The sequence below is a fragment of the Streptomyces glaucus genome (assembly GCF_039533365.1).
Taxonomy (GTDB): Bacteria; Actinomycetota; Actinomycetes; order Streptomycetales; family Streptomycetaceae; genus Streptomyces; species Streptomyces glaucus.
Genome location: NZ_BAAATK010000043.1, coordinates 21,932 through 46,672, shown reverse-complemented (window position 1 = coordinate 46,672; position 24,741 = coordinate 21,932). Strand labels below are relative to the sequence as shown.

Annotated in this window: 24 protein-coding genes; 14 read left to right on the top strand and 10 right to left on the bottom strand. The window is 74.3% G+C overall.

From position 1 onward, the window contains the following. The 7 genes from ABD363_RS25595 (at window position 1) to ABD363_RS25565 (ending at window position 5,617) form a co-directional block, all read left to right on the top strand. Window positions 1–849: a helix-turn-helix domain-containing protein gene (locus ABD363_RS25595; protein ID WP_344607588.1), complete on the top strand. Its 849-nt coding sequence runs from the start codon at window positions 1–3 to the stop codon at window positions 847–849. Between the two features lie 186 nt (window positions 850–1,035). Further along, window positions 1,036–2,508 (top strand): 30S ribosomal protein S12 methylthiotransferase RimO, encoded by a 1,473-nt coding sequence (rimO, locus tag ABD363_RS25590; RefSeq protein ID WP_344607587.1) that lies wholly within the window; start codon window positions 1,036–1,038, stop codon window positions 2,506–2,508. Next, window positions 2,505–3,488 (top strand): CDP-diacylglycerol--glycerol-3-phosphate 3-phosphatidyltransferase, encoded by a 984-nt coding sequence (pgsA, locus tag ABD363_RS25585; protein ID WP_344607586.1) that lies wholly within the window; start codon window positions 2,505–2,507, stop codon window positions 3,486–3,488. Before rimO ends, pgsA begins: the two co-directional genes overlap by 4 nt. After that, window positions 3,485–4,030, top strand: coding sequence for a CinA family protein (locus ABD363_RS25580; protein WP_344607585.1), 546 nt, complete (start codon window positions 3,485–3,487; stop codon window positions 4,028–4,030). Before pgsA ends, ABD363_RS25580 begins: the two co-directional genes overlap by 4 nt. Window positions 4,031–4,139: 109 nt before the next feature. Beyond that, on the top strand, window positions 4,140–4,520 hold the full coding sequence (locus tag ABD363_RS25575; RefSeq protein WP_289937380.1) for a helix-turn-helix domain-containing protein: 381 nt from the start codon (window positions 4,140–4,142) through the stop codon (window positions 4,518–4,520). Window positions 4,521–4,760: 240 nt separating this feature from the next. After that, window positions 4,761–5,231 (top strand): Dps family protein, encoded by a 471-nt coding sequence (locus tag ABD363_RS25570; RefSeq protein WP_344607581.1) that lies wholly within the window; start codon window positions 4,761–4,763, stop codon window positions 5,229–5,231. A gap of 119 nt (window positions 5,232–5,350) precedes the next feature. Beyond that, window positions 5,351–5,617, top strand: a complete 267-nt coding sequence (locus tag ABD363_RS25565; protein WP_344607579.1) for a hypothetical protein — start codon at window positions 5,351–5,353, stop codon at window positions 5,615–5,617. Window positions 5,618–5,852: 235 nt separating this feature from the next. Here ABD363_RS25565 and ABD363_RS25560 read toward each other — a convergent pair whose 3' ends face one another. Together ABD363_RS25560 and ABD363_RS25555 are read right to left on the bottom strand one after the other, a co-directional pair. Continuing rightward, a complete protein-coding gene (locus ABD363_RS25560; RefSeq protein ID WP_344607577.1) occupies window positions 5,853–6,692 on the bottom strand; it encodes an Fpg/Nei family DNA glycosylase in 840 nt (279 codons plus the stop codon). 157 nt (window positions 6,693–6,849) lie between these two features. Then, on the bottom strand, window positions 6,850–11,922 hold the full coding sequence (locus tag ABD363_RS25555) for an ATP-dependent helicase (protein WP_344607575.1): 5,073 nt from the start codon (window positions 11,920–11,922) through the stop codon (window positions 6,850–6,852). A gap of 195 nt (window positions 11,923–12,117) precedes the next feature. Here ABD363_RS25555 and ABD363_RS25550 point away from each other — a divergent pair, with 195 nt between their 5' ends. From ABD363_RS25550 to ABD363_RS25540, 3 genes are read left to right on the top strand one after another with little or no spacing between them, the layout of a single operon-like run. After that, a complete protein-coding gene (locus tag ABD363_RS25550) occupies window positions 12,118–13,020 on the top strand; it encodes an AraC family transcriptional regulator (RefSeq protein ID WP_344607573.1) in 903 nt (300 codons plus the stop codon). Next, on the top strand, window positions 12,980–13,714 hold the full coding sequence (locus tag ABD363_RS25545) for an AzlC family ABC transporter permease (protein ID WP_344607571.1): 735 nt from the start codon (window positions 12,980–12,982) through the stop codon (window positions 13,712–13,714). The genes ABD363_RS25550 and ABD363_RS25545 overlap by 41 nt, the downstream gene beginning before the upstream one ends. Next, entirely contained in the window at window positions 13,711–14,019 is a 309-nt protein-coding gene (locus ABD363_RS25540; RefSeq protein ID WP_344607569.1) for an AzlD domain-containing protein, read from the top strand. The genes ABD363_RS25545 and ABD363_RS25540 overlap by 4 nt, the downstream gene beginning before the upstream one ends. Window positions 14,020–14,034: 15 nt before the next feature. On the opposite strand, the gene ABD363_RS25535 is transcribed toward ABD363_RS25540, so the two are convergent. After that, window positions 14,035–14,973 carry a hypothetical protein gene (locus tag ABD363_RS25535; protein WP_344607567.1) on the bottom strand — a complete coding sequence of 313 codons (939 nt, stop codon included), beginning with the start codon at window positions 14,971–14,973 and terminating at the stop codon, window positions 14,035–14,037. Between the two features lie 79 nt (window positions 14,974–15,052). On the opposite strand from ABD363_RS25535, the gene ABD363_RS25530 reads away from it, so the two are divergent. The 4 genes from ABD363_RS25530 to recX all read left to right on the top strand — a co-directional run bounded on the left by ABD363_RS25530 (window position 15,053) and on the right by recX (window position 18,894). Continuing rightward, the gene (locus ABD363_RS25530; RefSeq protein WP_344607565.1) at window positions 15,053–15,247 is read left to right on the top strand and encodes a DUF3046 domain-containing protein; all 195 of its coding nucleotides are present in this window, start codon (window positions 15,053–15,055) and stop codon (window positions 15,245–15,247) included. A 60-nt stretch (window positions 15,248–15,307) separates the two neighbouring features. Next, complete coding sequence (locus ABD363_RS25525) at window positions 15,308–16,582, top strand: AI-2E family transporter (RefSeq protein ID WP_344607563.1); 1,275 nt, start codon at window positions 15,308–15,310, stop codon at window positions 16,580–16,582. 251 nt (window positions 16,583–16,833) lie between these two features. After that, window positions 16,834–17,955 (top strand): recombinase RecA, encoded by a 1,122-nt coding sequence (gene recA, locus ABD363_RS25520; RefSeq protein WP_344607561.1) that lies wholly within the window; start codon window positions 16,834–16,836, stop codon window positions 17,953–17,955. A gap of 3 nt (window positions 17,956–17,958) precedes the next feature. Beyond that, window positions 17,959–18,894, top strand: coding sequence for a recombination regulator RecX (gene recX / locus ABD363_RS25515; RefSeq protein WP_344607559.1), 936 nt, complete (start codon window positions 17,959–17,961; stop codon window positions 18,892–18,894). A 218-nt stretch (window positions 18,895–19,112) separates the two neighbouring features. Here the strand turns inward: recX and ABD363_RS25510 are convergent, their stop codons facing one another. The 7 genes from ABD363_RS25510 to ABD363_RS25480 form a co-directional block, all read right to left on the bottom strand. Further along, window positions 19,113–19,514 carry a rhodanese-like domain-containing protein gene (locus ABD363_RS25510; protein ID WP_344607557.1) on the bottom strand — a complete coding sequence of 134 codons (402 nt, stop codon included), beginning with the start codon at window positions 19,512–19,514 and terminating at the stop codon, window positions 19,113–19,115. Further along, window positions 19,511–20,074, bottom strand: coding sequence for a cupin domain-containing protein (locus ABD363_RS25505; RefSeq protein WP_344607555.1), 564 nt, complete (start codon window positions 20,072–20,074; stop codon window positions 19,511–19,513). Before ABD363_RS25505 ends, ABD363_RS25510 begins: the two co-directional genes overlap by 4 nt. Before the next feature lie 76 nt (window positions 20,075–20,150). Then, window positions 20,151–20,279: a putative leader peptide gene (locus ABD363_RS25500; protein WP_344607596.1), complete on the bottom strand. Its 129-nt coding sequence runs from the start codon at window positions 20,277–20,279 to the stop codon at window positions 20,151–20,153. A 134-nt stretch (window positions 20,280–20,413) separates the two neighbouring features. Then, window positions 20,414–22,027 (bottom strand): FAD-dependent monooxygenase, encoded by a 1,614-nt coding sequence (locus tag ABD363_RS25495; protein WP_344607553.1) that lies wholly within the window; start codon window positions 22,025–22,027, stop codon window positions 20,414–20,416. A gap of 202 nt (window positions 22,028–22,229) precedes the next feature. Then, window positions 22,230–23,132, bottom strand: coding sequence for an amino acid ABC transporter permease (locus ABD363_RS25490; RefSeq protein ID WP_344607551.1), 903 nt, complete (start codon window positions 23,130–23,132; stop codon window positions 22,230–22,232). Continuing rightward, window positions 23,129–23,794, bottom strand: coding sequence for an amino acid ABC transporter permease (locus ABD363_RS25485; protein ID WP_344607549.1), 666 nt, complete (start codon window positions 23,792–23,794; stop codon window positions 23,129–23,131). The genes ABD363_RS25490 and ABD363_RS25485 overlap by 4 nt, the downstream gene beginning before the upstream one ends. Window positions 23,795–23,877: 83 nt before the next feature. Then, the gene (locus ABD363_RS25480; RefSeq protein WP_344607547.1) at window positions 23,878–24,723 is read right to left on the bottom strand and encodes a glutamate ABC transporter substrate-binding protein; all 846 of its coding nucleotides are present in this window, start codon (window positions 24,721–24,723) and stop codon (window positions 23,878–23,880) included. Window positions 24,724–24,741 lie beyond the last annotated feature (18 nt).

The window sequence follows — 24,741 nt, the reverse complement described above, 5'->3', positions numbered from 1 at the left end:
GTGTCCATCGGCAACTCCCCTGAAGACGAGCGTCCGTTCGAAGACCACCGCGTCGAAGACGACCGCGAGGAAGACCGCCCCTCCATCGGCACCGCCCTGCGGCAGGCGCGCATCGCCGCCGGGCTGACCGTCGACGACATCAGCACCGCCACCCGGGTCCGCATCGCGATCGTGCGCGCCATCGAGGCGGACGACTTCGCTCCGTGCGGCGGGGACGTCTACGCCCGCGGGCACATCCGGACCCTGGCCAAGGCCGTGCACCTCGATCCGGCCCCGCTGCTCGCCCAGTACGACGCCGAGCGCGGCGGGCACCCGGCCCCGACCCCGGCCGCCCCCCTGTTCGAGGCGGAACGCATCCGTCCCGAACGGCGCGGGCCCAACTGGACCGCCGCCATGGTCGCCGCGATCGTCGCCGTGATCGGCTTCGTGGCGTTCACGGCGTTCAAGGGCGACGACGGCGACCGGACGCCGGTCGCCGGGGGGACCGCGCCGACCGGTGACACGTCCGCCTCGCCCACGCCGGGGTCCAGCGAGCCCACCGACCCGAAGCCGGAGCCGACGGACAGCGCGATCGCGGCCGCGCCGCAGGACAAGGTGACCGTCCGGGTCAGCGCCACCGACGGGCGCAGCTGGATCTCCGCCAAGGACCACAACGGCCGGCTGCTCTTCGACGGGCTGCTCAAGCAGGGCGAGTCCAGGACCTTCCAGGACAGCTCCAAGGTCAACCTCGTCCTGGGCGACGCCGGGGCGATCGAGCTGTACGTGAACGGCAAGAAGATCCAGGACGACTTCCAGCCGGGGTCCGTGGAGCGTCTGACCTACACCAAGGGTGACCCCGAGGCCGGGTGAGCGGTCCCCGGGCTGCCGGTGCCGCGGCCCGGCCGGCTGAGCACGGACGCGGGGGCCGGGCGGAGCCGGCCGGACCGGGCGGGGAACACGGACGGCGCCCGCTCCCGCGGGCCCGTGCCGGTCCGCGGGAGCGGGCGCCAGCCCCGTCGGCGTGGGCCGTCAGCGGGACGAAGTAGTCTTGAGCCCATGCCTGAACGCCGTACCGTCGCACTCGTCACCCTTGGCTGCGCCCGTAACGAGGTGGACTCGGAGGAGCTCGCAGGTCGTTTGGAGGCGGACGGCTGGCAGCTCGTGGAGGACGCCGCGGACGCGGACGTCGCGGTCGTGAACACCTGCGGGTTCGTCGAAGCCGCCAAGAAGGACTCCGTCGACGCCCTCCTGGAGGCCAACGACCTCAAGGGACACGGCAGAACGCAGGCCGTGGTGGCGGTGGGCTGCATGGCCGAGCGGTACGGCAAGGAACTGGCCGAGGCCCTCCCCGAGGCCGACGGCGTGCTCGGCTTCGACGACTACGCGAACATCTCGGACCGGCTCCAGACCATCCTGAACGGCGGCATCCACGCCGCGCACACCCCGCGCGACCGGCGCAAGCTGCTGCCGATCAGCCCGGTCGAGCGGCAGGGAGCGGGCACGGAGGTGGCGATTCCGGGGCACGGGCCGGCCGACCTCCCGGAGGGCGTCGCTCCGGCCTCCGGCCCCCGCGCGCCCCTGCGCCGCCGCCTGGACGGCTCCCCGGTCGCCTCGGTCAAGCTCGCCTCCGGCTGCGACCGGCGCTGCTCCTTCTGCGCCATCCCGTCCTTCCGCGGCTCCTTCATCTCGCGCCGCCCGAGCGACGTGCTCAACGAGACGCGATGGCTGGCCGAGCAGGGCGTGAAGGAGATCATGCTGGTCTCCGAGAACAACACCTCCTACGGCAAGGACCTGGGCGACATCCGCCTGCTGGAGGCCCTGCTGCCCGAACTCGCCGAGGTCGACGGCATCGAGCGGGTGCGGGTCAGCTACCTCCAGCCGGCCGAGATGCGGCCCGGCCTCATCGACGTGCTGACCTCGACCCCGAAGGTCGCCCCCTACTTCGACCTGTCCTTCCAGCACTCCGCGCCCGGCGTGCTGCGCGCGATGCGCCGCTTCGGCGACACCGACCGCTTCCTGGAGCTGCTGGACACCATCCGCGGCAAGGCCCCCGAGGCCGGCGTGCGGTCCAACTTCATCGTGGGCTTCCCCGGCGAGTCGGAGGCCGACCTCGCCGAGCTGGAGCGGTTCCTGAACCACGCGCGGCTGGACGCCATCGGCGTCTTCGGCTACTCCGACGAGGAGGGCACGGAGGCGGCGACGTACGACAACAAGCTCGACGAGGACGTCGTCGCCGAGCGGCTCGCCCACATCTCCCGGCTGGCGGAGGAACTGGTCTCGCAGCGGGCCGAGGAGCGCGTGGGCGAGACCGTGCGCGTCCTCGTGGAGTCCGTGGACGGCGAGGAGGGCGTCCAGGGCCGTGCGGCGCACCAGGCGCCCGAGACGGACGGCCAGGTGCTGCTCACGGGCGGCGCGGGCTTGAGCGTCGGCCGTATGGTCGAGGCGAAGGTGGTCGGTACGGAAGGTGTCGACCTGGTCGCCGAGCCGCTCCAGGGCTCGTACGCGGGGAGTGAGGAGGCGGGCAGATGACCGGAGTTCCGGCGTCCGCGGCGGGAGGCGCCTCCGGCGCGCGGAGGGCCGCTCCGGGCGCGGCATCGGGTGCCGTGCCGGGGGCGGTGGGGCGTGCGGCCCCGGGCGGGACCGCCGCGCGGGCCGCTGCCGAGCAGCCCGGCGGGCGGACGTCCGGCTCCGGTGGGACCCCGGGTGCCGGCGGGGCGGCGGGGAGCAGCCGGGCCCCGGGAGCCGGCGGTGGAGCGCCGGGGAGCGGGGGGACCGCTTCCAAAGACACCTCCCACGCGGTCGGCTCCGGTCGCGCCCCGGATGCCGCGGACGCCTCGGGCACCGTCTCCGGCGCCGCTTCCGGTACGGCGGGCGGCGCCCGGCCGGCGCGCGGGGCGAAGCTGGCCGCCGCGGCCGTCGACCAGGCCGGCGTCTGGAACGTCGCCAACCTCCTGACGATGCTCCGGCTGATCCTCGTACCGGCCTTCGTCGCGCTGATGCTCGCCGACGGCGGCTACGACCCGGCCTGGCGCTCGCTCGCCTGGGCGGCCTTCGCCATCGCCATGATCACCGACCTCTTCGACGGGCATCTGGCGCGCACCTACAACCTGGTCACCGACTTCGGGAAGATCGCCGACCCCATCGCCGACAAGGCGATCATGGGGGCGGCGCTGATCTGCCTCTCCGCCCTGGGCGATCTGCCGTGGTGGGTGACCGCGGTGATCCTCGGCCGGGAACTCGGGATCACGCTGCTGCGTTTCCTGGTCATTCGGTACGGCGTCATCCCCGCGAGCCGCGGCGGCAAGCTCAAGACCCTCACCCAGGGCATCGCCGTGGGGATGTATGTGCTGGCGCTGACGGGACCGCTGGCGACCCTGAGGTTCTGGGTGATGGCGGTGGCGGTCGTTTTGACGGTCGTGACCGGACTGGACTATGTGAAACAGGCCATTGTGTTGCGCAGGCGGGGAATCGCCGAGCGCGAAAGCGCGTTGGAGGAGACGGAAGCGTGAGTTCCCCGGCCGTCGACCTGGTGCGACTACTGGCGGTGAGGGGTGGGACCCTCGCGGTCGCCGAGTCGCTGACCGGCGGTCTGGTCGCGGCGGAGATCACCTCGGTTCCCGGGGCGTCCCAGGTGTTCCGGGGTTCGGTCACCGCCTACGCCACCGAACTGAAGCAGGAACTGCTCGGCGTCGACGCCGGCCTGCTGGCGGCACGTGGAGCGGTGGATCCGCAGGTCGCGCTCCAGATGGCGGCCGGCGTGCGCAAGGCGCTCGGCGCGGACTGGGGGATCGCGACGACGGGTGTCGCGGGTCCGGAGCCACAGGACGGCAAGCCCGTCGGGACGGTCTTCGTGGCCGTGGACGGGCCGTTCGGAGCGGATTCCGGTTCCGCCGCCGGCGGAAAAGTGGAGGCCCTGCGGTTGAACGGCGACCGCGCGGAAATTCGTAGAGAGAGTGTACGGAGCGTACTCGCACTGCTCCTGAAGGAGCTTGCGGGCGAACAGACCGGGAATGAGCGGGCACAGGATACGGAACGGAACGGGGGGTTTTGATGTTTGCAGCCCTGAGTGAACACGACATCGCTCCCCGCACGGCCGCGGCGCGAGGCGGTACGGTGGGGCGAGAAGGATGCGGCTACGCGGTCCGAGGAGGGAGCCACCGATGATTCTGCTCCGTCGCCTGCTGGGTGACGTGCTGCGTCGGCAGCGCCAACGCCAGGGCCGTACTCTGCGCGAAGTCTCCTCGTCCGCCCGAGTCTCACTCGGCTATCTCTCCGAGGTGGAGCGGGGGCAGAAGGAGGCTTCCTCCGAGCTGCTCGCCGCCATCTGCGACGCGCTGGACGTACGGATGTCCGAACTCATGCGGGAAGTGAGCGACGAACTCGCCCTCGCCGAACTGGCCCAGTCCGCTGCGGCCACCCCCAGCGAGCCCGTGCCCACGCCGGTTCGTCCGATGCTGGGCTCCGTGTCGGTGACCGGTGTGCCACCGGAACGGGTGACCATCAAGGCGCCCTCCGAGGCGGTGGACGTCGTCGCCGCGTGAGCGCGGCACCGAACCGCACCTGTTGTGCGGCATCCCTGATGCCGACGCGGCGTTGAACGACGTGCGAGGCCCCGGCCGGGGCTTCTCCGGGGAGACCCGGAGGGGCGCGGCCGGGGTTTTCGTATGCGCGGGCGGCGAGGGCGGCTCCGGGCGCGCCGAAGGCCGCCGCGGTGCGTTTGCCGGGTCCGGGCGGCCCGGTCATCGTGGAGGGATCTGGCGGGGACCCCCGAGGAGGTGCGGATGTACGTCGTGAAGAGCTCCTTGTCCGACGTGGACCTGAAGACCGTGGCCGAGGCGCTGCAGGGCGCCCTGGCCGACCTGGTGGACCTCGCCCTCGTGGCGAAGCAGATCCACTGGAACGTGGTCGGGCCGCGCTTCCGCTCCGTGCACACGCAGCTCGACGAGGTCGTGGACTTCGCGCGCGTCCACTCCGACACCGTGGCCGAGCGCGCCGCGGCGCTGGGGGTCCCGCCGGACGGGCGCGCGGCGACGGTGGCTGTCGGCAGCGGGATCGGAGTGACGCCCGAGGGATGGGTCGACGACTCGGCCGCGGTCGGCACGCTGGTCGAGGCGCTGGGGGCGGTGATCGCCCGGATGCGGGAACGGATCCGGGCGACCGGGGAGGCGGATCCGGTGAGCCAGGACGTCTTCGTCCGGATCACGGCGGGCCTGGAGAAGCAGCACTGGATGTTCCAGGCCGAGAACGGCTGACGCCCGCCGGGCAGCGGCCGGCGCCCGCCGCCCGGCGGGCGGTGCGCCTGTGCGTCCTCGGCGCGTCCTTTCGGAACGCCGGGGGCCGTTCGGCGTCGGGCTGGAGGTGGTGGCGGGCCATGTCGGGGCGGATCGTGCGCTGGGGAGCCGTTCTGGGGTTCGGAGGGCTGTGGTGGTGGGCCGTGCTGCGGCTCGCGCTGGTGCCCGGCGCGGGAGCGGTCGAGGGGGTGGTCGCCGCCGGGGGATGGGGACTGAGCGTGCTGCCGGTGCACTGCGCGCCCGGCGACCGGGCGGCAGGGGCCGTGGACGCGGGACGGTGGCGGCGGGCGTGGCGGGGCCGGCGGGCGGCCGCCGGGGAATCGTCGCGCCGCCCGCCGGCCGGATGATCAAGCCGGGTGTGGGACGGGCGCGTCCGGGGCGGGTACAGGGGCGCGACCGGCTGCGGAGGGTGCGGCCGGGTGCGGGGACGGGCCGGCGGCAGACGGTGCGGCGGCATCCTCCGCCTCGTCGGTCCGGCACGGCCGGGAAGAGGGCGGCTTTCCCGGCGAGGCGGCCGAGAAGCGCGCCCGCGGCGGGGGCGCGCTGGGCCGGGCCGGTGTGGACGGGTGCCGGCCGGGCGGGTCACCGAGGGGTGCGGCGCCGGTTCCCCTGCCAAGGGTGCGGGGTTCGCGGAGCCGGGCCCTGCTGGCAGACCGGGCACCAGTACGTGGGGCGTTCGCGGGAGCCGTCGCCCTGCTCACCCACGCGGACGGGCGTGTGGCAGCGCAGGCAGGGGCGAGGCGCGCGGCCGTACACGAACAGTTCCTGGCCGCGGCGGCCCGTCGTGGTGCGGACCGGGCGGTCACGGTTGGCCTCCAGGAGCTTCTTGGCCAGTGCGGGGAGCCTGCCGGCGTGCTCGGCGGGAAGTTCGCCGACGGGGAGCCAGGGGGTGACGCCGAGCAGGAAGCACAGCTCGCACTTGTAGATGTTGCCGATGCCGGCGAGATTGCGCTGGTCGAGGAGGGCCTCGCCGAGGGGGCGGGCGGGGTCGGCGAGGAGGTTGGCGAGGGCGCGGCCGGCGTCCCAGTCCGGCCCCAGCAGGTCGGGGCCCAGATGGCCCACGGCGCGGTGTTCGTCGGCGGTGCGGAGGAGTTCGAGGACGGGAAGGCGGTAGCCGACGGCCGTGTGCTCGGTGTTGCCGAGGACCGCGCGGATCTGATGGCCCGGGCCGCCGCTCCAGCGCCGGCCGTGGGGATACACCTTCCAGGCACCGTCCATCCGCAGGTGCGAGTGGAGGGTCAGGCCGCCCTCGACGCGGGTGAGAAGGTGCTTGCCGCGCGGGGTGACGTCCAGGACGGTGCGCCCCGTGAGGTCGGCCGTGGCGTACCTGGGCACCCGGAGGTCGCTGTGGGTCAGCACCTTGCCCGCGAGGGCGCCGTGCAGCCGCCTCGCGGTCTGCCAGACCGTGTCTCCTTCGGGCATGGTTCCAGGGTGGCACGGGCGGGAGCGGGGATGCCCCGACGCGGGCGTCCTCCCGGATGCGCGGGCTCCGCGGGGCGGGCGTGTCCTTGAGGCGTCCTCCGGTGCCGCGGCCGGGTGCGTCCGTGCGGGTTTTCCCCGGTACCGCGGATGGTCCTGCTCATGCGCGCAGGCGCAGGCCCCGGGGAGTGGCGACGAAGCCCGCCGCTTCCAGGAGGGCGCCGAGGGGGGAGGTCAGGGCCGGGGCGCCGTTGACACGCTCCACCGTGACCGTGCCCAGGCGGCCGGCGCGGGCGGCCTCCGCGAGGGCCTCGGCGGCTGCCCGCAGGCGGGCGTCGTCGGCGGGCTCCTGGTCCGGGTCGGAGGGCCAGGCCAGCAGCGTCTTGCCGCCGCGCTCCACGTAGAGCGCGAGATCGCCGGCGACGAGCACCACGAGGGAGCCCGCCTTCCGGCCCGGCTTGTGCCCGGCGCCGGCCGGGGGCTCGGGCCAGGGAAGCGCCGCCCCGTAGGCGTTCGCGGGGTCGGCGGCGGCGAGGACGACGGCTCGGGAGCCGGCGCGGGAGTGGCCGGCGAAGCCGTTGCCGGGGGTGTGGCGGCCGTCGCCGCCCGGGCCGCCGGTGCCGTACGGGAAGCCGCTCCCCGGGCCGCCGCCGTCGGGGGAGGAGTACGCGCGGGGCGAGACGTGATCGCCGGGGGCGGACGGGCCGGGAGCCGTCCAGGCGAGATCGTCGTCGAGGCCGGTGGGGTCGTGCCCCTCGTGCGCGCCGTACCTGCCGTGCCCGTCGTACCTGTCGTGCTCGTCGTGCCCGTCGTGTTCGCCGTGCCCGTCGGGAGCGGAGCCGGCTCGGCCGGCGCCGGGGGCGGAGGCGTCCCAGTCGTCCAGGGAGCCGGAGGCGTCGCGGGCACCGGGTGGTCCGAAGCCGGCGGACACGGCTGCGGAGCCCTCGGGAAGCCGGCTGCCGAAGCCGGGCCGCGGCAGGTCGTCGCCGCGTTCGCGGGCGCCGGCCACCGCGCGGAGGCGGTCCACCGCGCCGTCCATGGCGAACTGCGCGGCGCCGAGCCCCTCCACCACGTAGCCGCGCCGGGCCTGACCGCTCTCCTCGAAGGCGGACAGGACGCGGTACGCCGCCGAGAAACCGCCCTCGACGCCCTCGGCCGTGACGGCGCCCCGGGTCACCACGCCGTGCCGGTCGAGGAGCGTGCGGGCCAGGGCGTGGGCACGCACCGTGGGGTCGGCCTCACGGGCGGGCAGCAGGGACCAGCGGCCGGCGACGGTCGGCGGCCCGCCGCGGGAGGCGGGACGGGCGGCGGCCGTCAGGGAGCCGTAGCGCCCGCGCGGGACCGCGCGCCTGGCGCGGTGGGCCGTGGCGCCCGCGGTGCGGCCGGAGCCCAGCAGGGAGCGCAGGGGCGCGAGCGTGTCGTTGGTGAGCCGCCCGGACCAGGCCAGGTCCCAGAGGGCGTCGGCCAGTTGCGGGTCGGTGACGTCGGGGTGCGTGGTGGCGGCGCGGACCTGGTCGGCGATCTGGCGGAAGAACAGGCCGTAGCCCCCGGAGAGGGCGTCCAGGACGGACTGGTGGAGGGCGGTCGGCTCCAGGGGGTGCGGGGAGGGCAGCAGCAGCGGGGCCGCGTCCGCCAGGTACAGGGAGATCCAGCCGTCCTTGCCGGGCAGGGCGCCGGCCCCGGCCCACACCACCTCCCCGGCGGCCGTGAGCTCGTCGAGCATCGCCGGGGTGTAGTCCGTCACCCGGGACGGCAGGACGAGCCTCTCCAGGGCGGACGCGGGCACGGCGGCGCCCTGCAGCTGCTCGACGGCGCGCACCAGCCCGTCGACGCCGCGCAGCGCGTGCCCCCGGCCGACGTGCTGCCACTGCGGCAGGAACTGGGCGAGCGCGGCCGGCGGCACCGGCTCCAGCTCGTGCCGCAGAGCGGCGAGCGACCGTCGGCGCAGGCGGCGCAGCACGGCCGCGTCGCACCACTCCTGGCCGATCCCGGCCGGGTGGAACTCGCCCTGGACGACCCTGCCCGACGCCGCCAGGCGGTGCAGGGCGCCCTCGGTGACGGCGACGCCCAGGCCGAAGCGGGCCGCCGCCGCGGCCGATGTGAACGGGCCGTGCGTACGGGCGTAGCGGGCCAGGAGGTCGCCGAGCGGATCCTTCACCGGTTCGGTGAAGGCCTCCGGGACGCCCACGGGCAGCGCGGTGCCGAGCGCGTCCCGCAGCCGGCCCGCGTCCTCGATCGCCGCCCAGTGGTCGGCGCCGGCGATGCGCACCCGGATCGCCCGGCGGGCACCGGCCAGCTCCCGGGCCCACCGCGGCTGTGCGCCCCGCTCCGCCAGCTCGGCGTCGGTGAGCGGGCCGAGCAGTCGCAGCAGGTCGGCGACCCCCTCGGCGTCCTTGACGCGGCGGTCCTCGGTGCGCCACTGCAGCTCGCGCTCCAGCTCGGCCAGGACGTCCGCGTCGAGCAGCTCGCGCAGCTCCGCCTGGCCGAGCAGCTCGGCCAGCAGCCGCGAGTCCAGCGACAGGGCGGCGGCGCGGCGCTCGGCGAGCGGCGAGTCGCCCTCGTACAGGAACTGGGCGACGTATCCGAACAGCAGGGAGCGCGCGAACGGGGACGGCTCGGGGGTGGTGACCTCGACGAGGCGGACCCTGCGGGACTCCAGGTCGCCCATCAGCTCGATCAGGCCGGGGACGTCGAAGACGTCCTGGAGGCATTCGCGGACCGCCTCCAGCACGATCGGGAACGAGCCGAACTCGCTCGCCACCTGCAGCAGCTGGGCGGCGCGCTGGCGCTGCTGCCACAGCGGGGTGCGCTTGCCGGGGTTGCGGCGCGGCAGCAGCAGCGCGCGGGCGGCGCACTCGCGGAACCGGGAGGCGAACAGGGCCGAGCCGCCCACCTGGTCGGTGACGACCCGGTCGACCTCGCCCGGGTCGAGGACGACGTCCGCCGCGCCGACGGGCGCCCGGTCCGCGTCGTACTCCGGGCCGGTCGGCACCGGCTCCTGGTCGAGCAGGTCCAGGCCCATGAGATCGGCGTCGGGCAACCGCAGGACGATGCCGTCGTCGGCGTGCATGACCTGCGCGTCCATGCCGTACCGCGCGGAGAGCCGGGCGCCGAGGGCGAGGGCCCACGGGGCGTGCACCTGGGCGCCGAACGGGGAGTGCACGACGACCCGCCAGTCGCCGAGCTCGTCGCGGAACCGCTCCACGACGATCGTGCGGTCGTCCGGGACGTGGCCGCAGGCCCGGCGCTGCTCGTCGAGGTAGGAGAGCACGTTGTCGGCGGCCCAGGCGTCCAGGCCCGCGGCGAGGAGGCGCAGCCGGGCGTCCTTCTCGGGCAGCGAGCCGATCTCGCGCAGGAACGCGCCCACCGCGCGGCCCAGCTCCAGCGGGCGGCCCAGCTGGTCGCCCTTCCAGAACGGGAGCCTGCCCGGCACGCCCGGGGCGGGCGAGACCAGGACGCGGTCGCGCGTGATGTCCTCGATGCGCCAGGAACTGGTGCCGAGCGTGAAGACGTCGCCCACGCGGGACTCGTACACCATCTCCTCGTCGAGTTCGCCGACCCGGCCGCCGCCCTTCTTCGGGTCGGCCCCGGCGAGGAAGACCCCGAAGAGCCCGCGGTCGGGAATCGTGCCGCCGGAGGTGACGGCGAGGCGCTGCGCGCCGGGGCGGCCGGAGACCGTGCCCGCGACCCGGTCCCACACCACGCGCGGGCGCAGCTCGGCGAAGGCGTCGGAGGGATAGCGGCCCGCGAGCATGTCCAGGACGGCCGTGAACGCCGACTCGGGCAGCGACGCGAAGGGGGCGGCGCGGCGGACCGTGGCGAGCAGGTCGTCGACGTGCCAGGTGTCCATCGCCGTCATGGCGACGAGCTGCTGGGCCAGGACGTCCAGGGGGTTGGCGGGGATCCTCAGGGACTCGATGGCGCCGGCGCGCATCCGCTCGGTGACGACGGCGGCCTGCACCAGGTCGCCGCGGTACTTGGGGAAGACGACGCCGGTGGACACCGCGCCGACCTGGTGGCCCGCGCGGCCCACGCGCTGCAGGCCCGACGCGACGGAGGGCGGGGACTCCACCTGCACGACGAGGTCGACCGCGCCCATGTCGATGCCGAGCTCCAGGCTGGAGGTGGCGACCACGGCGGGCAGGCGGCCCGCCTTGAGGTCCTCCTCGACGAGGGCGCGCTGCTCCTTGGAGACCGAGCCGTGGTGGGCGCGGGCGATGACCGGGGGCGCGCCCCGGGCGGCTCCGGAGTTGCCCATGAGGTCCGCGGGGGAGTGGTGCTCGTCCAAGGGCTCGCCGGTGGCCCGCTCGTACGCGATCTCGTTGAGGCGGTTGCACAGGCGCTCCGCGAGACGGCGGGAGTTGGCGAAGACGATGGTGGACCGGTGGGACCGGACCAGGTCGGCGATCCGCTCCTCCACGTGCGGCCAGATCGACGGGCGTTCCGCGCCCCCGCCGCCGTCGGCGACCGGGGAGCCGCCCAGTTCGCCCAGGTCCTCGACCGGCACCACGACCGAGAGGTCGAACTCCTTGCCCGACTCCGGCTGGACGATCTCGACCTTGCGGCGGGGGGAGAGGAAGCGGGCGACCTCGTCGACCGGGCGGACCGTCGCGGACAGGCCGACGCGCCGGGCGGGCCGGGGGAGGAGCTCGTCGAGCCGCTCCAGGGAGAGGGCGAGGTGGGCGCCCCGCTTGGTGCCGGCGACCGCGTGCACCTCGTCGAGGATGACCGTCTCCACGCCGGTCAGCGCCTCGCGCGTGGCCGACGTGAGCATCAGGAACAGCGACTCCGGCGTGGTGATCAGGATGTCCGGGGGACGGGTGGACAGGGCGCGGCGCTCGGCGGCGGGGGTGTCGCCGGAGCGGATGCCCACCGTCACCTCGGGCTCGGGCAGGCCCAGGCGGACGGATTCGTGGCGGATGCCGGTCAGCGGGCTGCGGAGGTTGCGCTCGACGTCGACGGCCAGGGCCTTGAGGGGGGAGACGTACAGCACGCGGCAGCGCTTCCTCGGGTCCGCGGGCGGGGGCGTCGAGGTCAGCTGGTCCAGGGCGGCGAGGAAGGCGGCCAGGGTCTTGCCGGAGCCGGTGGGGGCGACGACCAGCACGTCCGAGCCCGCGCGGATGGCCTGCCACGCGCCCGCCTGGGCCGCGGTGGGCGCGGCGAAGGCCCCCGTGAACCAGTTGCGGGTCGCGGGGGAGAAGCCGTCCAGGGCCGGGTGCGTGTCGCTGACCATGCGTCCATCGTGCACCCGGGCACTGACAATCCGGCCGGCCCGCGCGAACGGGGCGTCCGGCGGGGCTGCCGGCCCGATGGCGGCCGTGCCGGACGCCGCCCGCCGCCGGGTGGACATCCCGGCACGCCCCCTCCCGCCGCGGGCGGTCGCGGAGGCGGGTCGGACCCTGCGGCGGGCCGCACGGAGAATGGCCTCATGGCAGGTTCTGGCGAGCGGGCACGGCACTGGCGGTACGCCGAGCTGCCCGGGGTCGATCTGCTGCGCGCCCGCTACATCCGAAAGACGTTCGTGCGGCACACGCACGAGCACTTCGTGATCGCCGCCATCGCCGACGGGGTCGAGGTCTTCCACCACCAAGGGGCCGATCAGTACGCGGGCGCCGGGGCCCTGGCGCTGATCAATCCGGACACCCCGCACACCGGGCGGGCCGGGGTGCCCGAGGGGTGGCGGTACGGGGCCGTCTACCCGTCGCCCGAGGTGGTGGCCGGGATCGCGGCCGAGACCACCACGCTGCGGGGCACGCCGGGGTTCGTCCGGCCGGTGGTCGACGACCCGTACACGGCCGGCCTGGTGCACCGGGTGCTGCGGGCGGCGGACGAAGGGAACGCGCTGGCCGCCGACACGTTGCTGCGGGTCGCCGTGACCCGGCTGCTGCGGCTGAACGGCGGGCCGCTGCCGCGGCGGGAGGCGCGGACGGCGGGGGCCCGGACCGCGGCACGCGCGCGTGCCGTGCTGGAGGAGCGGCTGGCCCGGCCGCCGAGCCTGGAACAGCTGGCCGCCGAGTTCGCCACCAGCCCGTTCGCGTTGCTGCGGGCCTTCCGGGACGCCTACGGCATGCCGCCCCACGCCTGGCTGACGGACGCGCGGGTGCGCCGGGCGCGGCGGCTGCTGGACGCGGGCACGTCACCGGCCGAGGCGGCCGTGGCGGTGGGGTTCACCGACCAGCCGCACCTGAACCGGCACTTCACCCGGATCGTCGGCGTGCCCCCGGGGGCCTACCAGCGGGAGCGCAAGAACGTACAAGACGCCCGGCGGCGGATGCCCTACCGTCCGGCCCGTGGCAGAACAGACAACTCTTCCGGACATACGCCCGCATGACGGGGAAAGGCCGGACAGCGCCGTCGTACGGGACGCCCTCGGAGTCGGCGTCGCGGTGGGACTGTCCGGGTTCGCCTTCGGGGTGACCTCGGCGGGCAGCGGACTGACCCTGGGGCAGACCTGTGCGCTCAGTCTCCTGGTGTTCACCGGGGCCTCGCAGTTCGCGCTGGTCGGGGCGCTCGCGGCCGGCGGCAACCCGCTGACGGCGGCCGCGGGGGCCTTCTTCCTGGGCGTGCGGAACGCCTTCTACGGGCTGCGCCTGTCGCAGTTGCTGGCCCTCCCGCGCGCGGTGCGGCCGCCGGCCGCCCAGTGGGTGATCGACGAGACGGCCGCCGTCGCGCTCGCGCAGACCACGCGGCGCGGCGCCCGGATCGGGTTCGTCGTGACGGGACTCAGCCTGTACGTGCTGTGGAACCTCACCACGCTGCTCGGCGCGCTGGGCGCGGAGGCCGTCGGGGACACCGGGGCGTGGGGGCTGGACGCGGCGGGCCCCGCGGTCTTCCTGGCGCTGCTCGCGCCGATGCTGAGGACCGCGGTCGAACGGGTCGTCGCCGGTCTCGCCGTGCTCCTGGGGCTCGGCCTGCTGCCGGTGCTGCCCGCCGGGACGCCGGTCCTGGTGGCCGCGCTGGCGGCGCCGGCCGTGCTGTGGGCGGAGGGACGCCGCGGGGGCGGCGCGCGGGAGGGGGGACGGTGAACACCTGGATCGCGATCGGCGCGACCGCCCTCGGGTGCTACGCCGTCAAACTGGCCGGGCTGCTGGTGCCCGCGGCCGCCCTGGAGAGGCCGCTCGTCAAGCGGCTGGCCGCCCTGCTGCCCGTCGCCCTCCTCGCCGCGCTCACCGCCCAGCAGACCTTCGCCGACGGGACCGCGCTCGTGCTGGACGCCCGGGCCGCGGGGGTCGCCGCGGCCGCCGTGGCGCTGGTGCTGCGCGCCCCGTTCCTGCTGGTCGTCGGGGTGGCGGTGGTGGTGACCGCCGGGGTGCGGGCCCTGGGCGGATGAGGGGGCCGTGCCGGGTCAGCCGAGGTCGCGGCCGTACGCCCGGAGGGTGCGCAGGGCCTCGACCGTCGCCATGGAGCGGGCCTCCGGGGCGGGGGCCGGAGCCCGCCGGCGGGCGGGCCAGCCGCCGTCCTGCTGCTGCGCGGCGGCGAGGAAGTCCAGGGAGCGGCTCATCTCCGCGTCCGTGAACCACGCGCGTGCCAGGGAGCGCGGCGTCCTCGCGTAGTCGTGCGGGAGGCGGGGCTCGCCGGGGGCGTGGCCGGGCGGGACGGGACGGGCGCCGAGGCGGTCCGGGTCCAGGGCCGCGAGCCGCTGCTCGCGCACCAGACGCCCCAGGCGGTCGGCGGCCGCCTCCGCGCGCGGACGGTCGGGAGCGGAGTCCAGGAAGGTCACGGCGGCCTCGACCTCGTGCGGGCGGGCCGTCCGCAGCGACTCGACCGCCTGCCAGCAGAAGTCCGTGGCCCGGAACAGCCAGGCGTGCCACACCTCGTTGCGGTGCAGCAGGCCCACCACCGGGCCGGTGGCGAGGAGATCACCGGACGGGGCGCCGGCGCCCCGGACGAAGGGTGCGGCCGGACGGCCGTCCCGGTCGGACGGGAACGCCGGAAGGGCTCCGTCCGGCGTCGACACGGTGGTCAGGTAGCGGCACAGGCGCTCCACGCGCTGTCCGCCGCAGCGGCCGATGGAGTCCAGGACGCGCAGCGCGTACGCGGTGTGCAGGGGCTGGCTGGCCGGGCCGCGCAGGTCGGGCTCCAGCGCGTGACCGTACCCGCCGTCCTCGTTGCGGTAGGCGTCCAGCGCCGTCTCCACCGGGTCCGCGCCGCCGCCCCGGAAGTGGTGCGCGAAGAGGCGCTGCTCCAGCACGCGTGCGGTGAGCCAGACGAAGTGCTCGGCACGCGCGAGCGGGGTGGACGCCGGCGGCGTCGGGGGGAGCGCGGAAACTCCTGTTTCGGCCATGCGTCAGACCGTAGGGCGGAAAGCGGTCCCGGCGAGGGGCCACGGCGCAGGCCCACCCCGGGAGCGGGATACTGGAGGCATGCGGTTGACGGTCTTCTGGCAGCGGATGGCGGACCACTTCGGTCCGGGTTACGCCGACACCTTCGCGCGCGATCACGTGATGTCGGAGCTCGGCGGGCGCACGGTGCTGGAGGCCCTGGACGCCGGCTGGGCGGCCAAGGACGTGTGGCGCGTGGTGTGCACGGTCATGAACGTGCCACAGGACAGGCGCTGATCGGTCACGAAGATCGTGGGACGGCAGCCGGCCGCCGATGACGTGGGCGAGACTTGCACCGTGGCACCGACTGACGAGACCGGGCAGGCAGCCCCGCACACTTCCCCGTCCGGCACGACGCCGCCCGGCCCCCGGCCCCCGGCCCCCGGCACCGCCGGCCCGGACGCCCGGATGCCCCGCTGGCTGCCGCGCGCCCTGGTGCTCGCGCTCGCGCTCTACGCCGTGTTCCAGCTGGGCAGCTGGGCCTTCCACCAGCTCACCGGCCTGCTGATCAACATCCTCATCGCGTTCTTCCTGGCCCTCGCCATCGAGCCCGCGGTGAGCTGGATGGCCGCGCGCGGTCTGCGCCGGGGGCTGGCCACCGGCATCGTCTTCCTGGCCGTGATGATCGCGTCCGCGGGCTTCGTCACCCTGCTCAGCTCCATGCTCGCGGGCCAGATCATCACGATGGTCGAGAACTTCCCGGCCTACCTCGACTCCGTCATCAACTGGGTCAACATCCACTTCAACACCGAGCTGCGCCGGGTGGACGTCCAGGAGGGCCTGCTCCGCTCAGACTGGCTGCGCACCTACGTGCAGAACAGCGCCACCGGCGTCCTGGACGTGTCCGCGCAGGTCCTCGGCGGCCTCTTCCAGCTGCTGACGGTCACGCTGTTCTCCTTCTACTTCGCCGCCGACGGTCCGCGGCTGCGCCGCGCGCTGTGCTCCGTGCTGCCGCCCGCCCGGCAGGCCGAGGTGCTGCGCGCGTGGGAGATCGCCGTCAACAAGACCGGCGGTTATCTGTACTCGCGCGGTCTGATGGCGCTGATCTCCGGCATAGCGCACTACGTCCTGCTGCAGGTCCTGGAGGTGCCCTACGCGCCCGTGCTCGCCGTGTGGGTGGGGCTGGTGTCGCAGTTCATCCCCACCATCGGCACCTATCTCGCGGGCGCCCTGGCCATGCTGATCGCCTTCACGGTCGATCCCTGGTACGCGCTGTGGGTGCTGATCTTCGTCGTGGTCTACCAGCAGTTCGAGAACTACGTGCTGCAGCCCAAGCTGACCTCGAAGACCGTCGACATCCATCCCGCGGTCGCCTTCGGCTCGGTCATCGCGGGCACCGCCCTGCTCGGTGCCGTCGGCGCGCTGATCGCCATCCCCGCGGTGGCCACGCTGCAGGCGTTCCTGGGGGCGTACGTGAAGCGGTACGCCGTCACGGACGATCCCCGCGTCCACGGGCACCGGGGAGGGACACGCGGGCCGGGCGCCGGCCTGCTCACGCGCACCCGGCGGCTGTGGGGGCGGCGGCCGCAGACGCCGCCGGGTCCGGAGGACCCCGGCGGGACGCCCTCCTGACGTCCCCGCCCGCCGGAGCGCCGCGGCGGTGCGGGCGGGGCTTCCGGGTGCCGTGTGACGCGCTTGACACAAAAATCGAACATCTATTCTTATGAGGGCTCCGGCATGGGCGACGAGGGCGTTTCGCCGCGGCTCTGGTGGAGATATGCCCGAGTTATCCACAGGCCGGCCTGCGTCGGGGCGCATTGTCAGTGGCAGGCGTTAGCGTCTTTGACGTGAAGCGATCGACTCAAGCAAACCGGGTGGAACCCATGGCAGGAACCGACCGCGAGAAGGCCCTGGACGCCGCACTCGCACAGATTGAACGGCAATTCGGCAAGGGCGCGGTCATGCGCATGGGCGAGCGCTCGAAGGAGCCCATCGAGGTCATCCCGACCGGGTCGACCGCGCTCGACGTGGCCCTGGGCGTGGGCGGCCTGCCGCGCGGCCGTGTGGTGGAGGTCTACGGCCCGGAGTCCTCCGGCAAGACCACCCTGACCCTGCACGCCGTGGCCAACGCGCAGAAGGCGGGCGGCACGGTCGCCTTCGTGGACGCGGAGCACGCCCTCGACCCCGAGTACGCCAAGAAGCTCGGCGTCGACATCGACCAGCTGATCCTCTCCCAGCCGGACAACGGCGAGCAGGCGCTGGAGATCGTCGACATGCTGGTCCGCTCCGGCGCCCTCGACCTCATCGTCATCGACTCCGTCGCCGCGCTCGTCCCGCGCGCGGAGATCGAGGGCGAGATGGGCGACAGCCACGTGGGTCTGCAGGCCCGTCTGATGAGCCAGGCCCTCCGGAAGATCACCGGTGCGCTCAACCAGTCCAAGACCACCGCGATCTTCATCAACCAGCTCCGCGAGAAGGTCGGCGTGATGTTCGGCTCGCCGGAGACCACGACCGGTGGCCGCGCGCTGAAGTTCTACGCCTCGGTGCGCCTGGACATCCGCCGCATCGAGACCCTGAAGGACGGCACGGAGGCGGTCGGCAACCGCACCCGGGTCAAGGTCGTCAAGAACAAGGTCGCGCCGCCCTTCAAGCAGGCCGAGTTCGACATCCTCTACGGCCAGGGCATCAGCCGCGAGGGCGGCCTGATCGACATGGGCGTGGAGCACGGCTTCGTCCGCAAGGCCGGCGCCTGGTACACCTACGAGGGCGACCAGCTCGGCCAGGGCAAGGAGAACGCGCGCAACTTCCTGAAGGACAACCCCGACCTGGCCAACGAGATCGAGAGGAAGATCAAGGAGAAGCTGGGCGTCGGCGTGCGGCCCGAGGAGCCGGCCGCCGAGCCGGCCGCGGACGCTGCGGTCGCCGCTCCGGCCGAGACCGCCGCGGCGGTGCCCGCATCGGCGGCCAAGGCGGTCAAGTCCAAGGCCGCGGCGGCCAAGAGCTGACCCGTGACACGACGAACCGACTGGGCCGAGCACGCCTGCCCGGACGCCGCCGTGCGCGCGCACGCCGGGGCGGGCGGCACCGGCTCCGCCGGGGCGGGCGGTGCCGGTCAGGACGGTGCCGGCTCCGCCGGGGCGGGAGACGGCGCGTACGGGGGAGACGTGCCGCGCGGCGCGGGCCGGAGACACGGCCGCGCGGCGCCGTACGGCACGGACGAGCGGTACGGGACGCACGGCGACGAGCCGGACGGCGGAGCGTGGCCGGACGGCGGCGCGGAGCGCGGCGACGGTTCCGCGGGCGGCGGCTCGCCGCGGCGGGGCGGCGCCGGGCTCCGTGGCGCGGACGGCCCACGCGGAGGCCGCCGGCGCGGCCGCGGGGAACCGTCCGGAGAGGACGGAGGCGCCCCTTCCTCGTCGAGGGCCGAGGAGGCGGGGTCTCCGGGGGACCCGGTGGAGCAGGCACGGGCGATCTGCCTGCGCCTGCTCACCGGGACCCCGCGCACGCGGAAGCAGCTCGCGGACGCGCTGCGCAAGCGGCAGATCCCGGACGACGCCGCCGAGGAGGTGCTGTCGCGGTTCGAGGAGGTCGGCCTGATCGACGACGGCGCCTTCGCGGACGCCTGGGTGGAGTCCCGGCACCACGGCCGCGGACTGGCCCGGCGCGCCCTCGCCCGGGAACTGCGGACCAAGGGCGTCGACGCCACGCTGGTCGACGCGGCCGTCGCCCGACTGGACTCCGAGCAGGAGGAGGCGACCGCGCGCGAACTCGTCGCCCGCAAGCTGCGGGCCACCCGCGGCCTCGACCGCGACAAGCGCCTGCGCCGCCTCGCCGGCATGCTCGCCCGCAAGGGCTACTCCGAGGGCATGGCCCTGCGCGTGGTCCGGCAGGCGCTGGAGGAGGAGGGCGAGGACACGGAGTTCCTGCAGGACGAGGGGTGCTGAACGGTTCCGCGCGGACCCGGGCATCCCGGACGAGGACACGTGCCGCGCATGCCGGGGTGCGCCGGCGTACGGGAGCGCACGGTGCGGACCGGGGGTGGCTTCCGCCGGCCCCTCCTCATCACCGGGGCCGACGCGGACCCGGCACCGCTGTACCGTCCTCCGGGCCTGGACACGGTGCCGTTCCCGGGTGACCGCACGACGCCCGGAGCGCCGGGGTCCTACGCCGCAACCGGCAGCCCCGCCGCTCGCCACGCCTGGAACCCCCCGGCCAGATCGGTCGCCCGGTGCAGGCCCAGCCGGTGCAGGGACTCCGCCGCCAGGCTGGAGGCGTAGCCCTCGTTGCAGATCACGACGACGCGCAGGTCGTGGCTGGTGGCCTCGGGGACGCGGTGGCTGCCTCGGGGGTCCAGCCGCCACTCCAGTTCGTTGCGCTCGATCACCAGGGCGCCCGGGATCAGGCCGTCCCGATCGCGCAGCGCGGCGTACCGGATGTCCACGAGCAGCGCCTCGCCCGCCCGGGCGGCCTCGTACGCCTCCCGGGGCCCGATCCGCGCATACCCGGCGCGTACGCGTTCCAGCAGCTCGTCGATGCCGACGGGCCGTTCACCCGTGCCGCTCACTGCCAGTCCTCGGGGCGCTCGACCTGCTCCAGGCGCAGAATCCGCCCGCTGCGGCTGTAGCGGCGGATCCGCGGCAGGGGCGGGTAGTAGGCGTGGACGGAGACGGCGTGCCGGTCGGGGGACTCGTTGAGCACCTCGTGGACATGGTGCCGGCCGAAGGCGCGGCCGCTCCCGGCCGGCAGCCGGCGTTCCCGGTCCACGCCGTCGGTGAGCTCCAGGGTCTTCCAGCCCTCGGTGGGCAGCCGGGCGGCGAGCGAGTTCTCCTTCAGCTCCCCCGACGCGGTCACGAACGCGCCGACCGAGTCGGCGTGGTCGTGCCAGCCGGTGCCCGTGCCGGGCGGCCAGCCGATCAGCCAGGCCTCGCTGCCGCCGGGCCCCTCCAGCCGCACCCAGGTGCGGCCCTGCGGGTCGAGCGGGAGCGAGGCGATCAGCTCGGCGTCGGCGGCGGCACGCCGTACGAAGTCGAGCAGGCCGGCCTGATCGGGCGGGGGAACGGAGGCGGCAGCGGCGGAGGAAGCCGCGGGGGACGCGGTGGTGGACGCGGCGGGAGAGACAGACACGGGTACCGTCCTGAGGGGTGTTCGCGAAGGGCGCGCGAGGGTGTGGGAGCGAAGCGCGCGGGGAAGCGATGCGAGTTCAGCAGGACGGGCGACACACGCAGCCCGCGTAGCGGACGAGGTCCATGTGGACCCTCCGCCACAGGCGCACGCAGGTGTCGATCACGATCCGGAGTACACCATGCCGGTGCTCACCGGTCAAACCCATCGGCACCGGGCGGACGGACACCGTCACCGTACGGATCACACGGCCCCGCCCCGCCGCGCGGCCGACGCGGTGCCGGTGCGCACGTCCCCGACGGGCCCCGGCGCGCGTTCCGCGGCCGCCTCCCCTCCGCTCCTTCAGCGCGTCCCGGCCCCGGCCCCGGCCTCCGCCTCCTCGGCCGTCCGCCCGGTCCCGCCCAGCGCGGCCTCCGCCGCCGCGTGCAGGTCGGCGGGGCGCACCCCGCTCAGCGCCGTGACCAGGTGGCCGTCGGGCCGCACCAGCAGCACCGTGTGGGCGGCCGCGCCCGGATAGCTCTCGGCGACCAGCAGCTCGGCGGGGCGCGGCAGCGAGTCCACCGCGGCGGCCAGCCGGGGCATGAGGCCGGCGCTCGCCCAGTGCCTGCGCTCCCACACCCCCGTGCCCGGCGCGACCAGCACCACCAGCAGCGCCCCGCGGCCGAGCCGGTCCCGCAGCCGTACGAAGGAGCCGTCCTCCGCCGTGACCACGACGTCCGTGACGGGCCAACCGGGCGGTGTCTCGACGGGGACCTCCCCTTCGAGGCGCGGAGGCATCAGCGGCGAGTCGGCGTACGCCCCCGGCGCGCCCAGCGACCCGCGCCCCAGGTGACCGTCGGTGAGCAGCGCGTCGTGCCCGCGGGCGGAGCCGGGCACCACCGACCGCAGCCCTTTGCCGCCGCGCAGCAGCGGCAGCGCCTGGTCGGCGGCGCGCAGCCGGGCGGCGACGACCGCGCGCCGTTCGGTCTGGTAGCTGTCGAGCAGCGCCTCGTGCGGCCCGTGGTGCCAGGCGAGCGCCAGCTTCCAGGCGAGGTTGTCGGCGTCCCGGAGTCCTTCGTCGAGGCCCTGGGTGCCCAGCGCGCCGAGCAGGTGCGCGGCGTCCCCGGCGAGGAACACCCGGCCGACCCGCCAGCGGCGGGCCAGGCGGTGGTGGACGGTGTGGACGCCGGTGTCCACCAGCTCGTACGGCGGGACCGAGCCGCCGGTCCAGCCGGCCAGCGTCTCGCGGATCCGGGTCACCAGCAGTTCGGGCGTGACCAGGTCCTTGCCCGGCGGCAGCAGCCAGTCCACCCGCCAGACGCCGTCCGGGAGGGGACGGGCGGTGATCTCCCCGGCCGACGGGCCGGACGTCCGCCACGGCGGCGCCCGGTGGAGCAACGCCTGGTCCTGCCAGGGGAGTTCGGTGCGCAGCGCGGCGACGGCGTGCCGCTCCACCGCCGTACGGCCGGGGAAGCGGATGTCCTGGAGCTTGCGCACGGTGGAGCGGGGGCCGTCGCAGCCGACCAGGTAACTGCCGCGCCACCAGGTGCCCTTGGGGCCGCGCGTGCGGACCGTGACGCCGGAGGCATCCTGCTCGACTCCGTCCAGGCGGCTGTCCACGGCGGTCCTCACCAGGGGTTCGCGGGCCAGGGCCGCGCGCAGGGCGCCGGTCAGGACGTGCTGGGCGATGTGCAGGGGGGCGGGGTCGGTGTCGTCGAACGCGATCTCGCGCATCACCTGCCTGCGCCGCATCGACCGCCATCCGGCCCAGCGGAACCCGGCCCGCGCCAGCGGTACGCCGCTGAGCCGCTGCACGAGGGCGGCGGTGTCCTCGTGCAGGACGACGGTGCGCGCGGGACGGGGCTCGTCCGTGCCCGGCCCCTCGTCGAGGAGGACGCACGGCACCTCCTGGCGCGCCAGCGCCAGGGCGAGCGTGAGCCCGACGGGCCCCGCTCCGGCGATGATCACCGGGTCCACGGTGCGGCGCCCCCTGCCCGTGGCGGCGTCCTGGCGAGGAACGTGGATGAACAGGAAGTCGGAGCAGGGTGCACGATCACAGAACGTATGCAACCCATTGCCACAGCTCGCGTCAAGCGAAGGAGGCAGTGGCGATCATGCCCACTGCCTCCTGAGTCCCTGCCGTCCCGTCCGGCCTCCCGTCGGGTGGCCTGATCCGTCGTCAGGCCGTCTTCTGCAGCTCCTCGTGCTCGCCGGGGGCCGCGAGTTCCTCGACCGCGCCGGCGCCGACCACCGCGCCCGTCGACTTCTTGCCCCGCCGCAGCCGGCCCTCCAGCCAGCTCGCGAAGGACGTGAGCGAGAAGTTGAGCACGATGAAGATCACGGACACGACGGTGAAGCTGGCGATGACGTTGGCGCCGTAGTAGCCGCTCATCGTGTTGGCCGACGAGAGCAGCTCCGGGAAGGTGAGGACGGCGCCGCCGAGGGCGGTGTCCTTCACGATCACGACGAGCTGGCTGACGATGGCCGGGAGCATCGCGGTGACCGCCTGCGGCAGCAGGATCAGCCGCATCACCTGGTTCTTGCGCAGGCCGATCGCCGCCGCCGCCTCGGACTGTCCCCTGGGCAGCGACAGGATGCCCGCCCGGACGATCTCCGCGAGGACCGAGGCGTTGTACAGCACCAGACCGGTGACGACCGCGTACAGCGGGCGGTCGTCGGAGCTGACGTCGGTGTACTCGGCGAACAGGGCGAGGCCGAAGATCATCAGGACCAGCACCGGGATGGCCCGGAAGAACTCGACCACGACCGCGGCCGGCACCCGGATCCAGACGTGGTCCGACAGCCGGGCGATGCCGAGGACGGCGCCGAGCGGCAACGCGATGATCATCGCGAGCGCGGCGGCCTTCAGGGTGTTCTCCAGGCCCGGCCAGATGTAGGTGGACCAGGCCTCGCCGCTGGTGAAGAACGGCTCCCACAGGACCCATTCCAGCTGGCCCTTGTCCTTGAGCGTGCTGAACACCCACCACAGCAGGGCCGCGAGGGCGACCACGAAGACCACGGTGAGGACGATGTTCCGCCGCTTGGCGCGAGGGCCCTGGGCGTCGTACAGAACGGAGCTCATCGCTTCACCGCCACCTTCTTGCCCACCCAGCCGAGGACCAGGCCGGTCGGCAGCGTCAGAACCACGAAGCCGAACGCGATGACCGTGGAGATCAGCAGCAGCTGCGCCTCGTTCTCGACCATCTCCTTCATCAGCACCGCCGCCTCGGCGACACCGATCGCGGCGGCCACGGTGGTGTTCTTGATGAGCGCGATGAGCACGTTCGCCAGCGGGCCGACGGACGAGCGGAACGCCTGGGGAAGCACCACCAGACCCAGTACCTGGCGGAAGCTGAGACCGATCGCGCGGGCCGCCTCCGCCTGCCCGACCGGCACCGTGTTGATGCCGGAGCGCAGCGCCTCGCACACGAAGGCCGAGGTGTAGAGCACCAGACCGAGGACGGCGAGCCGGAAGTTGACCGTCTCGACCCTGTCCGCGCCGAGAGCGACCCCCAGTGTCTGGTTCAGGCCCAGCGAGGTGAACAGGATGATGACGGTGAGCGGGATGTTCCGCACGGTGTTCACGTACGCGGTGCCGAAACCGCGCATCAGCGGCACCGGGCTGACGCGCATGGCGGCCAGCAGAGTGCCCCAGATCAGGGAGCCGACGGCCGACAGCACGGCGAGCTGCACTGTCGTCCAGAAGGCTCCCAGCAGGTCGTAATCTCCAAGAAAGTCGAACACGATCTCCCGCGCTTCCGCGTGTAGGGATACCCGCCCCGGTGCGCCTCCCTCGCCCGGGACGGCGCACCCTGTCAGGCGCTGCCTCAGCTCTTGATGTCGCCGATCTTCGGCGCGGGCTCGTACTTGTAGTCGGCCGGACCGAAGTTGTCCTTCACGGCCTTCTCCCAGGAGCCGTCGGCGACCATGGCCTCCAGCGCGTCGTTGATCTTCGCCTTGAGGTCGCTGCCCTTCTTGACGCCGATGCCGTAGTTCTCGTTGGTCATCTTGAAACCGCCGAGCTTGAACTTGCCCTTGAACTGCGCCTGGGCGGCGTACCCGGCGAGGATCGAGTCGTCGGTGGTGAGCGCGTCGATGGCGCCGTTCTGCAGACCGGGCAGGCAGGCCGAGTACGTCGGGTACGGCTGCAGCTGGGCCTTGGGCGCCAGCTTGTCCTTGATGTTCTGCGCCGAGGTCGAGCCGGTCACCGAACACAGCTTCTTGTCGTTCAGGTCCTCCGGCGACTTGATGGAGTCGTCGTCGGCGCGGATCAGCACGTCCTGGTGGGCCAGCAGGTACGGGCCGGCGAAGTCGACCTTCTCCTGGCGCTCCGGGGTGATCGAGTAGGTCGCGGCGATGAAGTCGACGTCACCGCGCTGCAGCATGGTCTCGCGGTCGGCGCTCTTCGACTCCTTCCACTCGATCTGGTCCTCGCTGTAGCCGAGCTTCCCGGCGACGTACGTGGCGACGTCGACGTCGAAGCCGGCGTAGCCCTGCGGGGTCTTCTGGCCGAGGCCGGGCTGGTCGAACTTGATGCCGATGGCGATCTTCTTGTCGCCGCCGGAGCCGGAGCCGGAGCCGTTGTCGTCGCCGTCCCCGGAGCCGCACGCGGTGGCGGTGAGGGCGAGCGCGAGCACGGTGGCCGAGGCGGCGGTGACCTTGCGGAGCTTCATGGTGCACATCCTTGGGTG

Bases quoted from the DNA above. Each gene is read 5' to 3' on its own strand.
- rimO (WP_344607587.1), top strand. From the start codon at position 1,036: ATGCCTGAACGCCGTACCGTCGCACTCGTCACCCTTGGCTGCGCCCGT.
- pgsA (WP_344607586.1), top strand. From the start codon at position 2,505: ATGACCGGAGTTCCGGCGTCCGCGGCGGGAGGCGCCTCCGGCGCGCGG.
- ABD363_RS25575 (WP_289937380.1), top strand. From the start codon at position 4,140: ATGATTCTGCTCCGTCGCCTGCTGGGTGACGTGCTGCGTCGGCAGCGC.
- ABD363_RS25570 (WP_344607581.1), top strand. From the start codon at position 4,761: ATGTACGTCGTGAAGAGCTCCTTGTCCGACGTGGACCTGAAGACCGTG.
- ABD363_RS25565 (WP_344607579.1), top strand. From the start codon at position 5,351: ATGTCGGGGCGGATCGTGCGCTGGGGAGCCGTTCTGGGGTTCGGAGGG.
- ABD363_RS25560 (WP_344607577.1), bottom strand. From the start codon at position 6,692: ATGCCCGAAGGAGACACGGTCTGGCAGACCGCGAGGCGGCTGCACGGC.
- ABD363_RS25555 (WP_344607575.1), bottom strand. From the start codon at position 11,922: ATGGTCAGCGACACGCACCCGGCCCTGGACGGCTTCTCCCCCGCGACC.
- ABD363_RS25550 (WP_344607573.1), top strand. From the start codon at position 12,118: ATGGCAGGTTCTGGCGAGCGGGCACGGCACTGGCGGTACGCCGAGCTG.
- ABD363_RS25535 (WP_344607567.1), bottom strand. From the start codon at position 14,973: ATGGCCGAAACAGGAGTTTCCGCGCTCCCCCCGACGCCGCCGGCGTCC.
- ABD363_RS25530 (WP_344607565.1), top strand. From the start codon at position 15,053: ATGCGGTTGACGGTCTTCTGGCAGCGGATGGCGGACCACTTCGGTCCG.
- recA (WP_344607561.1), top strand. From the start codon at position 16,834: ATGGCAGGAACCGACCGCGAGAAGGCCCTGGACGCCGCACTCGCACAG.
- ABD363_RS25500 (WP_344607596.1), bottom strand. From the start codon at position 20,279: ATGGGTTTGACCGGTGAGCACCGGCATGGTGTACTCCGGATCGTGATC.
- ABD363_RS25490 (WP_344607551.1), bottom strand. From the start codon at position 23,132: ATGAGCTCCGTTCTGTACGACGCCCAGGGCCCTCGCGCCAAGCGGCGG.
- ABD363_RS25480 (WP_344607547.1), bottom strand. From the start codon at position 24,723: ATGAAGCTCCGCAAGGTCACCGCCGCCTCGGCCACCGTGCTCGCGCTC.